This window comes from Photobacterium sp. SKA34, assembly GCF_000153325.1.
Lineage (GTDB): Bacteria > Pseudomonadota > Gammaproteobacteria > Enterobacterales > Vibrionaceae > Photobacterium.
Genome location: NZ_CH724144.1, coordinates 116,040 through 127,963 on the forward strand (window position 1 = coordinate 116,040; position 11,924 = coordinate 127,963).

An 11,924-nucleotide genomic window follows, 5' to 3' on the forward strand; every position below is an offset into this window, starting at 1 on the left:
TGGTCAACTAAAATTGGCCACGGTTTTAGAGTTTTCCCAATATAATCGTTCTGATTCGTTGGGAGTTAGGCCGCCATTATATTGATGCGGCCTGAGTTGACAGTAATACCCGATAATGTAGCGGATGATCTCTTGTTGAGCTTCAGCAAAACTACGATAACCCACTGTTGGCACCCATTCGGTCTTTAAGCTTCTAAAGAAACGCTCCATTGGTGCATTATCCCAGCAATTTCCTCGGCGAGATAAACTCTGTTTTATCTTAAAACGCCACAGTAATTGACGGTACTTTCGACTTGTATAGTGGCTACCTTGATCGCTGTGGAACATGACGCCTTTCGGCTTACCACGCGACTCATAAGCCATTGAAAGAGCTTTGCCTGTCAGACTGGAATCAGGTGATAAAGACATCGACCAACCAATCACTTTGCGGGCAAAAAGATCAATAACAACGGCTAAATACATCCAGCGATTTCCTGTCCAAATATACGTAACATCACCAACCCAAACTTCATTTGGGGCGGTAACAGCAAACTGTCGGCCCAAGTGATTTGGAACCTCAACATGTTCTTGAGAAGCCTTTCTGTATCGATGCTTTGGCTGTTGGCAACTGACTAAACCAAGCTCTCTCATGAGTTTTGTTGCTCGGTATCGGCTCAGTTTTAAACCCTGATTTGTGACTATATCTGCAATAGTCCTCGCTCCCGCAGAGGCGTTGCTTGCTGCGTGGGCCTCACTAACTAAGCTGCGAAGTTTGACTGTTTCCGCCCTAATCGCTGTTGGACGCTTTAGCCAATAGTTATAACTACTTCGATGAACATTGAAGACTTCGCATAATGTTTTTACGCTATAGCTCTGCTTGAGTTTCTTGATCATCAAGAATTGTTCAGTGAGTCCGACATCAACAGAGCCGTGGCTTTTTTTAATATTTCATTATGCTCTTCAAGACGAGCTAACTTCTTTTTTAATTCCCGAATTTCTATTTGCTCAGGGGTCATAGGCGAAGCTTTTGGCGTTTTGCCTTGTCGTTCTTGTTTAAGCTGACGAACCCATTTATCCATCGTGGATTTACCCACATTCATGGCTTGGGCGGCTTCTGCCACTGAGTAATTTTGATCAATCACTAACTGTGAAGCCTCGAGCTTGAATTCTGCGCTGAATAGTCGTCTTGTACGATTTGTCATAGTGTCACCTGTTAACGTATGAAGTGATGATATCACCTCTAACTAAGTGACCAAATTCACTATGCCACTACAGTGTAGAAAACAACTCATAGTAGTACATATCAAAGAGGGTCTGTATGTCTTTACAAGAAGTGCATATATCAAGTCTCGTGGTTCATGTAAAACCTGAGCACTTACAAGAAATAAAAGAACAGATCTTAGCAATACCAAATACCGAAATACCGGGCGACAGTGAAGAAGGGAAAATCATTGTAGTTCTTGAGACAGAGAACCAAGGCTACGTGACCGATACCATAGATAAAATCAATAATTTAGAAAATGTGTTAATTACTTTTTTGGTGTACCACCAAATAGAGCACTTTGAGACGCAACCAGAGGGCAACTCATGAAAATGACAAGACGCGCATTTGTTAAAGCAAATGCTGCCGCTTCAGCTGCGGCTGTTGCAGGTATTTCCCTACCCGCCTCAGCAACTAATTTGATTGTAAGTTCTGATGAAACCAAAATTAAATGGGATAAAGCGCCGTGTCGTTTTTGTGGTACTGGCTGTTCTGTTTTGGTGGGTACCCAAAACGGTCGAGTCGTTGCGACTCAAGGCGATCCAAAAGCGCCAGTAAACAAAGGACTTAACTGTATTAAAGGTTACTTCCTATCCAAAATTATGTACGGCAAAGATCGTTTACAAACGCCAATGCTTCGGATGAAGAATGGCCAGTACGATAAAGAAGGTGAGTTTACGTCCGTCTCGTGGGATACCGCTTTTGATGTCATGGCTGAAAAGTGGAAATTAGCGTTAAAGAAACAAGGTCCATCGGGTGTAGGTATATTCGGCTCAGGTCAATGGACGGTCATGGAGGGTTACGCGGCATCAAAAATGATGAAAGCCGGTTTCCGTTCTAACAATATCGATCCTAATGCTCGTCACTGTATGGCATCGGCGGTAGTTGGTTTTATGCGTACCTTTGGTATCGATGAGCCAATGGGATGTTATGACGATCTTGAGCATGCTGATGTATTCGTACTATGGGGGTCAAATATGGCAGAAATGCACCCTATATTATGGACCCGTATGACTGATCGCCGTTTAAGTCATCCTCATGTCAAAGTGAATGTGCTCTCAACCTATCAACACCGTTCTTTTGAGTTAGCAGATAACGGTATGATCTTTGAACCGCAAACTGACTTAGCTATTGCCAATTTTATTGCCAACTACATTATTCAAAATGACGCGGTGAATTGGGATTTTGTAAATAAACATACGCATTTTAAACGTGCACAAAACGATATTGGTTATGGTCTACGTGATGATAATCCACTACAACAGCAAGCTGCTAATCCGAATTCAGGTGATATTTTCCCAATGAATTTTGAGGAATACAAAGCTTCTGTTGCTGATTATACGGTAGAGAAAGCGTCAGAAATGTCAGGTGTTGCGCCTGAGAAACTGATTCAGCTTGCGAAATATTACGCCGATCCAAAGTTAAAAGTAATGTCACTTTGGACCATGGGAATGAACCAACATACCCGTGGCGTGTGGATGCAAAGCCTCGTTTATAACTTACACTTATTGACAGGTAAAATTGCAACGCCAGGCAATAGCCCATTCTCATTAACCGGTCAGCCATCGGCATGTGGTACCGCACGTGAAGTGGGGACGTTTGCGCACCGTTTACCAGCAGATATGGTGGTAGCAAATCCTAAACACCGTGAAATCGCAGAGAAAATTTGGAAGTTGCCAGAAGGTACGATTCCACCAAAACCTGGTTACCACGCAGTCTTACAAGATCGCATGTTAAAAGACGGCAAGTTAAATGCGTATTGGGTAATGTGTAATAACAATATGCAAGCGGGACCAAATATTAACGAAGAGCGTTTACCGGGTTACCGCAACCCTGAAAACTTCATTGTCTGCTCCGACCCATACCCAACCGTTACCGCACAAGCATCCGATCTTATTTTACCAACCGCAATGTGGGTAGAAAAAGAAGGGGCTTACGGCAATGCCGAGCGTCGTACACAAGCTTGGTATCAACAAGTTGAAGCACCAGGTGAAGCAAAATCAGATTTATGGCAAATCATGGAATTCTCTAAACGCTTCAAAGTAGAAGAAGTGTGGGGAGAAGAGCTGATCAATAAAATGCCTCAGTATCGTGGTAAAACCATGTATGACATTTTATTCCGTAATGGGCAGGTAGATAAATTCCCATTAAGTGAAGCACAAGAGTTAAATGATGATGCCAAAGCGCAAGGTTTTTATGTCCAAAAAGGCTTGTTTGAAGAATATGCGTCATTTGGTCGTGGCCATGGGCATGATTTAGCACCGTATGATACTTACCACCAAGTTCGTGGTTTACGCTGGCCAGTTGTTGATGGCAAAGAAACCTTATGGCGTTTTAAAGAAGGCTCTGATCCTTATGCTAAAAAAGGCACTGACTGGGATTTCTATGGTAAGCCAGATGGTAAAGCATGGATCATTTCAGCGCCTTATGAGGCGCCGCCTGAAGTGCCTGATAGTGAATACGATATGTGGCTATGTACAGGTCGTGTACTTGAACATTGGCACACAGGTACCATGACACGCCGTGTGCCTGAACTGTATAAAGCGGTACCTGATGCATTGTGTTATTTACACCCAGATGATGCGAAAAAGCGTGGTCTGCGCCGTGGTGATGAAGTGAATGTCGCTTCTCGTCGTGGCGAAGTTCGCTGTCGTATTGAAACTCGTGGTCGTAATCGTCCGCCAGAAGGTTTGATCTTTATACCATTCTTTGATGCACGAATTTTAGTGAATAAGCTGATCCTTGATGCGACAGATCCGTTATCAAAACAGACTGACTTTAAAAAGTGCCCTGTGAAAATTAGCAAGGTTTAACCCTGCCTATGGCGAGTGAATAGAGCACTCGCCTTATTTCAGAATTAGCCTGTTGGCGGAGAACATCATGAAAAGAATCTTATTGGCTGTATTAGCGGTGAGTGCATTAATGGCAGGGGTTGTACAAAGTGAAGAATCAACAACACCAGCCAAACCTGTTGCTGAAGCGGTAGCAAAAACAAAAATCTTCAATCCGGGTGGTATCGGTGGTCTTGAATCATTACGTGGTTCTGCTGAACTAGAAACTACGCGTCCAGCAGATCCGATGAAGCATTACCCTAAAGATCAAGGTGTGATTGATAGTGATTATGTGTATCAGCCACCTTTGATTCCACATACGATTCGTAATTACGAAGTATCGCTTAATGCGAACAAGTGCTTAGCATGTCACAGTTGGAAAAATGCTAAAGAAATGGGTGCAACTAAAATTAGCGTAACACACTATATTTCGCCTCAAGAAGGGCAAGTATTGTCTGATGTATCACCGAGCCGTTACTTCTGTCAGCAATGTCATGTACCACAAGCCGATGCTAAGCCATTAGTTGAAAATGACTTCAAACGTGTTAGTGCTTTGCAGTAGCCAAAGGTAAGGGATGATATATGAAGTTATTAAAAACATTTTGGTTACGCTTAAAAACACCCAGTAAAGTAGCGGTAGGTTTAGTGCTCTTCATGGGATTTATCGGTGGTTTATTGTTTTGGGGCGGTTTTAATACCGTTATGGAAAAAACCAATACTGAAGAGTTCTGTGCCGGTTGTCATGCGCCAATTGTAAAAGAGATCAAAGAAACTATTCACTTTTCTAATCGCTCCGGTGTGCGCGCAATTTGCTCTGATTGCCATGTGCCCCATAATTGGACTGATAAAATTGTGCGTAAGGTACAAGCTTCAAAAGAAATTGTGGCCCATTTAATGGGAACAATTGATACACCTGAAAAGTTTGCAGCGCGCCGTGGTCACTTAGCTGAACGTGAATGGAAACGAATGAAAGACAATAACTCGCAAGAGTGCCGTAATTGTCATGAATTCAATTATATGGATTTTTCAGAGCAAGCGCCTCGTAGTGCAAAATTGCATTCAACGGCATTAGCATCAGGGGATAAAACATGTGTTGATTGCCATAAAGGTATTGCACATAAATTACCTGACATGAAAAATATTGATGGTTGGCAATAAACCAAAGGAGAGAATATGAGCACATTAGAATCGGTGATCTGGCACATACTGGGCTATGCTGCGATGCCTGTGATTATTTTATCTGGTTTTGTTGCGGTTGCAGCTGTAAGCATATGGTTGCTGTCATTGGGTAAAGATAAGAAAATCAACGAATAGAAGTTCACTCTTTGAATTACTAAAGAATAAGCTGTCCTTTTAGTACGCTAGTGCGTTATAGAAGGGCGGCTTTTGTTGTTTTTTCGCGGGGGATTACGCTGCCACTGGCGATATCCAATCGTAAACAACACCCCCCAAGCAAGGTAAAGCGGTAGCCATTCAAACATAAAATAAGCGATAGAGAATGACTGGCTTTCGTTTGTGCTGATTTCAAAAAAATGCAAACCAAGAATAACGCTCAGTCCTAATAGTGTGAAGAGCTTAAACGTTTTCTTATCCATGATAGCTAACCCTGTTTCGAATGATATTAGAAATATACATGCAAATGAGAATTGTTATCAAATTATTTTTTATTGTTTAATCAGTTCTTGCTTTATTAATAGGCTACGGAATGCTTCAACTCGCTTCCTATTCACGCCAAAATCAGAATATCCAACCCGTGATTCAGAGCGTACTTGTAATTGCTCTGCTTTTTTTTCGACTTCAAAGTCATCAATAAAACTAAAAACTTTGCTGGTGGCTTCTACATGAAGATAGTGATCAGATTGATCTGCTATTTTTGCACCGGGTAACTGAAGTGCAACCTGTTTTATTTCTTCCCAACTATGCTCACCTTTCGCCGTTAAAAGAAAAGGCCTAACGCTAAATTGCTCACGCTTTTCAATCGTTGAGACACAATTGGGCTTATTATCACAAAGCTGATTTATCGAACGCGTCCATGATGTTGTCTTTGTATCGCTACAGCCTGTGAGGAAGAGTAACAGTAATAGCGTAAAGCGAAGTAACACGATGTAAATCCTTTTTTATAATAGTGGAAGGAGTAGATAAGTGATAAATCCTAGCCATGAGGCAATTAAAAGCCCCCAAGCGAGCTTACTCTGCTGGTAGATTACAGTTGTATCCGTTATGGCTTCTAAGGCGTTGTTAGCATCATTAGAAGCTTTGTTACGTGAAACTTTCTTTTTCAGTTTGTCTTGTTCACGAGCTTTGGCTTTTTGTTGCTTTTTATATTGCTCTATACCTTTTTGAATTCCTTGTGCAATCAGTCGAGTTTGCTCTTTTGTTTGCCCTACTCTCTGTGTGGCTTTTGCGATACGTATGGCTTCAGCTTGTGTTTCTGGTGAAGGTGCAGATTGTTTTCTACTCGCCATGGTATAGATCCCTGAAAATAACGTTTAAGCGTAGATTATATCTTATAAATAAGAGAGTTGATGTCCTAGCAATAAAATAGAAAGAAAAGCTGATGTGCTATCTTACTGATTGTGTAAGAAATTTTCAGAAATAGGTAAAAGGCTTGTTAACAGTATTTTCAATATGTAACTTTATGTTTTTTAAGCATTTAGAGATACCTTTCACTGTCTGTGAACTACGTTAAAAAAACAGTGTTTTTGTTTTTTTTAGATCAAAAAGTGTGACGATAGCGGCAATATAAAAAATGGAAAAGTGCGGTTCAGCACAAAACTTTATCCTTATTGTTCAAAATTTAAATGAATAGATTAGAGTCGTTTGTGAACCATAGAGATGTTTATTAAGCTCTGATCTGAACTTCATTGGATACCGATTGAGGAAAATGGCTTGTTATATCCGATAGATGCTTATGATCAGCATGGACAATTAAAAATTAATACCGTGTTGTGGTTCGTCTTGCTATTTAACGCCAAAGCTTGGTTAGTGTTTATTATGGCGGGGGTTAGCCGTACTCAAGGCGTGGAATTACTTGAGCTTATTTATCCAATAAGAGATGTTTTATACATAGGTATGGCAATAGGTAGTCCCGCAATATTATTAATGTGGCTATCAGGCCAACGAAATAAAAATAATAAATTAATACATTTTCTATGGCGGCAAGGGAAAAGAGTGTTACTTGTTGCGTATAGTTTTGATTTTCTAATGCAAATATATCATTTGATTATCAGTCATGGTGAGTTTAGCTGGATACGGGCAACCACATTACTGTTAACAGCATGGCTTGGGCTATATCTTCTAAGAAGTTCTCGAGTTAAAGATATATTTGCTGACTAGCCTGTGAAGGGGAGCTGTAATGAATGATTTTAGTCGCGGACAATTACTGTTAAGCACGTTACTGAGCCCATTAGCAATGGCTGATTGGCTGCTTGATGTGAGCTTTGAATTGAGTAGTTACTGTCATTCTAAGCATACAGTGAATACCTCACTTTCATTATTGCCTGGTGAAGAAACAATATTTTTTAATGGCTTAAGTCAGAGCCAACATAATTTGTGTCGTGAAGTGGTTGGTCGTGCTCAACTACTTGATGTTTCGCCAGATGAAGTAAAAATTGCTTTTCAGATCCAAGAGCGTTTAGATGATGGTGGTTGGCGTACTATTTTAGCTAAAACCTTATCTACTGGACTTAATATGCCAATATTGTTTGAAAGTGAAAATACTGATTTAGAAGAGCGCGTTAAACTACAAATTGAAATAATGACAGCATAATATATTAAGATAGACAGTTAATATTTCTTACTTCAATAACGCCTTCTTTTTAGAAGGCGTTTTGGTATCTAGTCGGTATCAAAATACCCGATTTCGTAGGAAAAAGAGTAAAACCTTCTACTAACGCATTAAGATCAAGTGATTTACGTTTTTATATCGTTATAATTACTTTTCATTTTTGACTAAACATCCTGTTAGGAGAAGACACCTATGAGTATTGCCCAACCAGCAATCGTTCCAGATCGTGGCGCCTTTGCCCTTTATGTGGTGATGAATGTTGTTGGTAATAAGCAAAATGTTATTGCTCAATGCCAGTCAATTCATCAGTTACTTGCGGATCTCAATATTGATCAGCAAGACGCAAAGTTACATGCAAGTGTTGCCTTCGGTAAGGCATTTTGGGAGTCTTTAGGTCAACAAAGCCCTGCAGAGTTAACAGAGTTCCGTCAGTTAGGTGACGGTGAGACTATTGCGCCAGCAACAGGTGGTGATGTCTTACTGCATATCCATTCTAATCGTCATGATCTTAACTTTTACGCGTTTCGCGTTTTCTTAGAAACACTGTCTCAAGACGTAGAAGTGTTAGATGAAACTTATGGGTTCCAATACCTTGATCACCGTGATATGACTGATTTCATTGACGGAACAGAAAACCCACAAACATCGGAAGATCGTGCTAACGTTGGTGTCATTGCTGAAGGTGAGTTTGCGGGTGGTAGCTATGTAATGGTACAGCGTTATATTCATAACCTACCAGCATGGCATCGCCTAAACGTCAAAGCACAAGAAAAAGTGATTGGTCGTACGAAAGCTGATTCTGTAGAGCTAGAAGATGTTCCAGCGGCATCACATGTTGGCCGCGTTGATATTAAAGAAAATGGTAAAGGCTTAAAAATCTTACGTCACAGCTTGCCATACGGCTCTGTAACAGCTGAACACGGTTTATTATTCATTGCTTACTGTCAGCGTCAGTACCACTTTGATGCACAGCTTGAAAGTATGTTTGGTGAAACGGATGGTAAGACAGATCAGATGCTACGTTTCTCAAAACCTGTTACTGGGGCTTACTTCTTTGCTCCATCAATGGCGATGTTAAACAACCTTTAATCTCTAAAAGATCTATTGATATAAGCATGTGATGAACAATGTTTAAGTGTGCTTTTTTAACGTTCAGATAAACAAAAAGCGCTACCGAAGTAGCGCTTTTTTATCAGCGATAGAACTTAGCTTATTTCTTAACGCGTAGTACTGGTGTTTCACCAACATTTACAGCGCCAGAAAGCTTAGTTAGCTCTTTGATCTCGTCCATGTTAGAGATAACAACAGGAGTCAGAGTTGACTTTGCTTTCTCTTCTAATAGCGCAAGATCGAATTCGATGATAGTGTCGCCAACTTTAACAGTTTGGCCTTCTTCAGCGATGCGAGTAAAACCTTCGCCCTTAAGTTCAACAGTATCAATACCGAAGTGAACGAAAAGTTCGATGCCATCGTCAGACTCAATAGAGAAAGCGTGGTTCGTTTCAAAGATCTTACCAATAGTACCGTTTACTGGTGCAACCATTTTGTTGCCAGCTGGTTTGATAGCAATACCATCACCAACAATTTTTTCAGCAAATACTACATCTGGCACATCTTCGATGTTAACGATTTCGCCAGAAAGTGGTGCGATGATTTCAACTGCACCAGCTTCACTGCTGTCGTCAGAAACCAGTTTCTTCAATTTGTCAAACAGACCCATATCGATGCTCCTAAGCGTTGTTATATTATCTGCAGCTATATTAGCAGATGGTCTTTTCTGCGATGAATTTTTCTACGTGCTCTTCGATTTCAGCAGCCGTTGGTAGAGTTAATGCATGCTCTGCCATTGCTTTAACATCAGCAAAGTTAGCGTTACGGATAACTTTCTTGATGCGAGGGATAGAAATCGCACTCATACTGAATTCGTCAAGACCCATACCTAAAAGAAGTAGGGTAGCACGTTCGTCGCCGGCAAGCTCACCACACATACCTGTCCACTTACCTTCAACGTGAGAAGCATCAATTACTTGCTTGATCACAGTAAGTACAGCAGGCGATAGTGGGTTGTAAAGGTGAGAGATTAGCTCATTACCACGGTCAACTGCTAGAGTATACTGAGTTAAGTCGTTGGTACCAATACTAAAGAAAGAAACTTCTTTCGCTAAGTGGTGTGCAATTGCTGCAGCTGCTGGCGTTTCAACCATTACACCGATTTCGATGTCAGTGTCAAAAGCTAAACCTTCAGCCGTTAATTCAACTTTAAACTCTTCAATTACAGCTTTAAGTGTGCGTACTTCTTCAACCGAAATAATCATCGGGAACATGATACGGATCTTACCGTGTGCAGATGCACGAAGAATAGCACGGAATTGATCTCGTAAAATTTCACGACGGTCAAGGCTGATACGGATTGCACGCCAACCCAAGAATGGGTTCATTTCTTTTGGTAGATCTAGGTATGGAAGATCTTTATCACCACCGATATCCATAGTACGGATAATCACTGGCTCACCGTGCATCGCTTCTGCAACTTCTTTGTATGCTTGGTATTGCTCTTCTTCTGTCGGTAAAGAATCGCGATCCATAAACAAGAATTCAGTACGGTATAGACCTACACCTTCACCACCATTACGGTTTACACCGTCACAGTCTTTCACTGTACCAACGTTACCGCAAACTTCTACTTGCTTACCATCAAGCGTGATTGCAGGAAGATCTTTTAGCTTAGCTAGTTCTTCTTGCTCTGCTTTGTGCGCGTCGCTGATAGCTTTAAATTTGTTTAATTCATCATCTGTTGGATTGATTACAACCTGATTATTGATTGCATCAAGTACTAGCATATCGCCAGATTTAACTTTTGATGTAATATCGTTTGTACCAACAATCGCTGGGATCTCAAGCGAGCGTGCCATGATTGAAGTATGTGATGTGCGACCACCAATATCTGTGATAAAACCACGAACATAATCAAGGTTAATCTGTGCAGTTTCAGACGGTGTAAGATCGTTAGCAACAAGGATAACTTCTTCGCTGATAGCACTTAAGTTGATTACGTTAATGCCTAATGCATTCTTAACAAAACGGCTACCGATATCACGAATATCACTTGCACGTTCTTTTAAGTACTCATCATCTAAAGACTCAAGTGTTTGTGCTTGTTCTTCGATAACAGAGTAAATTGCATAATCAGCAGACATTTTATCTTTAATAAGGGCTATGATTTCTTCTTCAAGCTCCTCATCTTCAAGCAACATGATGTGACCTTCAAAGATCGCTTCTTTCTCTTCACCAAAGGTGACACGTGCTTTTTCTTTGATTACTTCTAGCTGCTCAGACGATTTCTTTCGTGCGTCGAAGAAACGTTGAATTTCGTTATCGATTTGGTCTGCAGAGATTAGTGCTTTGTTTAGAACAACCTCTTCTTCTTGCAGCAGTAGTGCTTTAGCAAAAGCAATACCTGGAGATGCCAAGATACCTGAAATCATAGCCTTACCTTAAATTAACTAAAAACTGAAAACTCGTTTGTATATAAACGTAGCTTAGATTTCGCGGAACATTGCAATTGGAGAACCGTCGTGATCTTCTTTTAGCTGAATTAGAGCATCAACAGCTTCTTGAGCTTGAGCACCTTCACCAGCAATAGTGATTTGTGCGCCTTTAATTAGACCAAGAGTTTGAAGCTTGAATAGGCTTTTCGCACTAGCGCTTTTGCCATTAGCAGTTACTGTCACATCTGCATCGAATGATTTAGCTTCTTTAACGAACTGAGCCGCTGGACGAGTGTGTAAACCATTTGGTGCTGTGATTTCAACTTGCTTCTGATACATAATTCACCCCGATAGATATAGTATTTTATTTAATAATTAAATTATTTATGACAAGCATAATACAGATAATTTGCTTGTGCTGCTGCAGTATAAACTACCTAATATCATATTGTCTTAGCTTTAATCCAAGTCAAAGTTTTCTCAGAAACTTGCTTGTTAGTAACTAAAGCGCATTTTCACCCCTTTATTTCGGGGCGAAAAATAAAACGTGCGAGATTTATATTAAAGCTAAGTCCAAA

Annotated in this window: 15 protein-coding genes; 8 read left to right on the forward strand and 7 right to left on the reverse strand. The window is 40.6% G+C overall.

Annotation, left to right across the window (positions count from 1 at the left end):
- Positions 1-3 precede the first annotated feature (3 nt).
- A protein-coding gene (locus SKA34_RS16810; RefSeq protein WP_086004105.1) for an IS3 family transposase occupies positions 4-1,181 on the reverse strand; the annotation gives its coding sequence in 2 pieces (ribosomal slippage) (positions 4-923 and positions 923-1,181; 1,179 coding nt in all).
- Positions 1,182-1,297: 116 nt separating this feature from the next.
- Between SKA34_RS16810 and SKA34_RS16820 the strand changes: the two genes are divergently transcribed.
- The 5 genes from SKA34_RS16820 to SKA34_RS22665 all read left to right on the forward strand — a co-directional run bounded on the left by SKA34_RS16820 (position 1,298) and on the right by SKA34_RS22665 (position 5,385).
- The gene (locus tag SKA34_RS16820) at positions 1,298-1,570 is read left to right on the forward strand and encodes a chaperone NapD (RefSeq protein ID WP_006646718.1); all 273 of its coding nucleotides are present in this window, start codon (positions 1,298-1,300) and stop codon (positions 1,568-1,570) included.
- On the forward strand, positions 1,567-4,053 hold the full coding sequence (gene napA, locus SKA34_RS16825; protein ID WP_006646719.1) for a periplasmic nitrate reductase subunit alpha: 2,487 nt from the start codon (positions 1,567-1,569) through the stop codon (positions 4,051-4,053). Before SKA34_RS16820 ends, napA begins: the two co-directional genes overlap by 4 nt.
- A gap of 67 nt (positions 4,054-4,120) precedes the next feature.
- Positions 4,121-4,633 (forward strand): nitrate reductase cytochrome c-type subunit, encoded by a 513-nt coding sequence (locus SKA34_RS16830; protein WP_005370177.1) that lies wholly within the window; start codon positions 4,121-4,123, stop codon positions 4,631-4,633.
- A 20-nt stretch (positions 4,634-4,653) separates the two neighbouring features.
- Positions 4,654-5,229, forward strand: coding sequence for a NapC/NirT family cytochrome c (locus tag SKA34_RS16835; protein WP_006646720.1), 576 nt, complete (start codon positions 4,654-4,656; stop codon positions 5,227-5,229).
- Positions 5,230-5,244: 15 nt separating this feature from the next.
- The gene (locus tag SKA34_RS22665; protein ID WP_005370181.1) at positions 5,245-5,385 is read left to right on the forward strand and encodes a TIGR02808 family protein; all 141 of its coding nucleotides are present in this window, start codon (positions 5,245-5,247) and stop codon (positions 5,383-5,385) included.
- A 47-nt stretch (positions 5,386-5,432) separates the two neighbouring features.
- On the opposite strand, the gene SKA34_RS16840 is transcribed toward SKA34_RS22665, so the two are convergent.
- From SKA34_RS16840 to SKA34_RS16850, 3 genes are all read right to left on the reverse strand, one after another.
- Positions 5,433-5,666: a hypothetical protein gene (locus SKA34_RS16840; protein ID WP_006646721.1), complete on the reverse strand. Its 234-nt coding sequence runs from the start codon at positions 5,664-5,666 to the stop codon at positions 5,433-5,435.
- Between the two features lie 69 nt (positions 5,667-5,735).
- The gene (locus SKA34_RS16845; protein WP_006646722.1) at positions 5,736-6,173 is read right to left on the reverse strand and encodes a DUF1499 domain-containing protein; all 438 of its coding nucleotides are present in this window, start codon (positions 6,171-6,173) and stop codon (positions 5,736-5,738) included.
- Between the two features lie 15 nt (positions 6,174-6,188).
- A complete protein-coding gene (locus tag SKA34_RS16850; protein WP_006646723.1) occupies positions 6,189-6,536 on the reverse strand; it encodes a DUF2956 domain-containing protein in 348 nt (115 codons plus the stop codon).
- Between the two features lie 424 nt (positions 6,537-6,960).
- Between SKA34_RS16850 and SKA34_RS16855 the strand changes: the two genes are divergently transcribed.
- From SKA34_RS16855 to SKA34_RS16865, 3 genes are all read left to right on the forward strand, one after another.
- Complete coding sequence (locus SKA34_RS16855; RefSeq protein ID WP_006646724.1) at positions 6,961-7,407, forward strand: DUF2919 domain-containing protein; 447 nt, start codon at positions 6,961-6,963, stop codon at positions 7,405-7,407.
- Positions 7,408-7,426: 19 nt separating this feature from the next.
- Positions 7,427-7,840 carry a hypothetical protein gene (locus SKA34_RS16860; RefSeq protein WP_006646725.1) on the forward strand — a complete coding sequence of 138 codons (414 nt, stop codon included), beginning with the start codon at positions 7,427-7,429 and terminating at the stop codon, positions 7,838-7,840.
- A 210-nt stretch (positions 7,841-8,050) separates the two neighbouring features.
- Positions 8,051-8,947 carry a Dyp-type peroxidase gene (locus tag SKA34_RS16865; RefSeq protein ID WP_006646726.1) on the forward strand — a complete coding sequence of 299 codons (897 nt, stop codon included), beginning with the start codon at positions 8,051-8,053 and terminating at the stop codon, positions 8,945-8,947.
- Between the two features lie 121 nt (positions 8,948-9,068).
- Here SKA34_RS16865 and crr read toward each other — a convergent pair whose 3' ends face one another.
- The 3 genes from crr to SKA34_RS16880 are packed head-to-tail and all read right to left on the reverse strand — an operon-like array spanning position 9,069 to position 11,685.
- Positions 9,069-9,578, reverse strand: a complete 510-nt coding sequence (gene crr, locus SKA34_RS16870; protein ID WP_006646727.1) for a PTS glucose transporter subunit IIA — start codon at positions 9,576-9,578, stop codon at positions 9,069-9,071.
- Positions 9,579-9,618: 40 nt separating this feature from the next.
- Positions 9,619-11,343, reverse strand: coding sequence for a phosphoenolpyruvate-protein phosphotransferase PtsI (gene ptsI / locus SKA34_RS16875; RefSeq protein WP_006646728.1), 1,725 nt, complete (start codon positions 11,341-11,343; stop codon positions 9,619-9,621).
- Positions 11,344-11,397: 54 nt separating this feature from the next.
- Entirely contained in the window at positions 11,398-11,685 is a 288-nt protein-coding gene (locus SKA34_RS16880) for an HPr family phosphocarrier protein (protein WP_006646729.1), read from the reverse strand.
- Between the last annotated feature and the right edge of the window lie 239 nt (positions 11,686-11,924).

What these genes read in the sequence shown, in the direction of transcription:
- SKA34_RS22665 (WP_005370181.1), top strand. Translation starts at nt 5,245, where the DNA reads ATGAGCACATTAGAATCGGTGATCTGGCACATACTGGGCTATGCTGCG.
- SKA34_RS16835 (WP_006646720.1), top strand. Translation starts at nt 4,654, where the DNA reads ATGAAGTTATTAAAAACATTTTGGTTACGCTTAAAAACACCCAGTAAA.
- SKA34_RS16850 (WP_006646723.1), bottom strand. Translation starts at nt 6,536, where the DNA reads ATGGCGAGTAGAAAACAATCTGCACCTTCACCAGAAACACAAGCTGAA.
- SKA34_RS16840 (WP_006646721.1), bottom strand. Translation starts at nt 5,666, where the DNA reads ATGGATAAGAAAACGTTTAAGCTCTTCACACTATTAGGACTGAGCGTT.
- crr (WP_006646727.1), bottom strand. Translation starts at nt 9,578, where the DNA reads ATGGGTCTGTTTGACAAATTGAAGAAACTGGTTTCTGACGACAGCAGT.
- SKA34_RS16865 (WP_006646726.1), top strand. Translation starts at nt 8,051, where the DNA reads ATGAGTATTGCCCAACCAGCAATCGTTCCAGATCGTGGCGCCTTTGCC.
- SKA34_RS16860 (WP_006646725.1), top strand. Translation starts at nt 7,427, where the DNA reads ATGAATGATTTTAGTCGCGGACAATTACTGTTAAGCACGTTACTGAGC.
- napA (WP_006646719.1), top strand. Translation starts at nt 1,567, where the DNA reads ATGAAAATGACAAGACGCGCATTTGTTAAAGCAAATGCTGCCGCTTCA.
- SKA34_RS16830 (WP_005370177.1), top strand. Translation starts at nt 4,121, where the DNA reads ATGAAAAGAATCTTATTGGCTGTATTAGCGGTGAGTGCATTAATGGCA.
- ptsI (WP_006646728.1), bottom strand. Translation starts at nt 11,343, where the DNA reads ATGATTTCAGGTATCTTGGCATCTCCAGGTATTGCTTTTGCTAAAGCA.
- SKA34_RS16820 (WP_006646718.1), top strand. Translation starts at nt 1,298, where the DNA reads ATGTCTTTACAAGAAGTGCATATATCAAGTCTCGTGGTTCATGTAAAA.
- SKA34_RS16880 (WP_006646729.1), bottom strand. Translation starts at nt 11,685, where the DNA reads ATGTATCAGAAGCAAGTTGAAATCACAGCACCAAATGGTTTACACACT.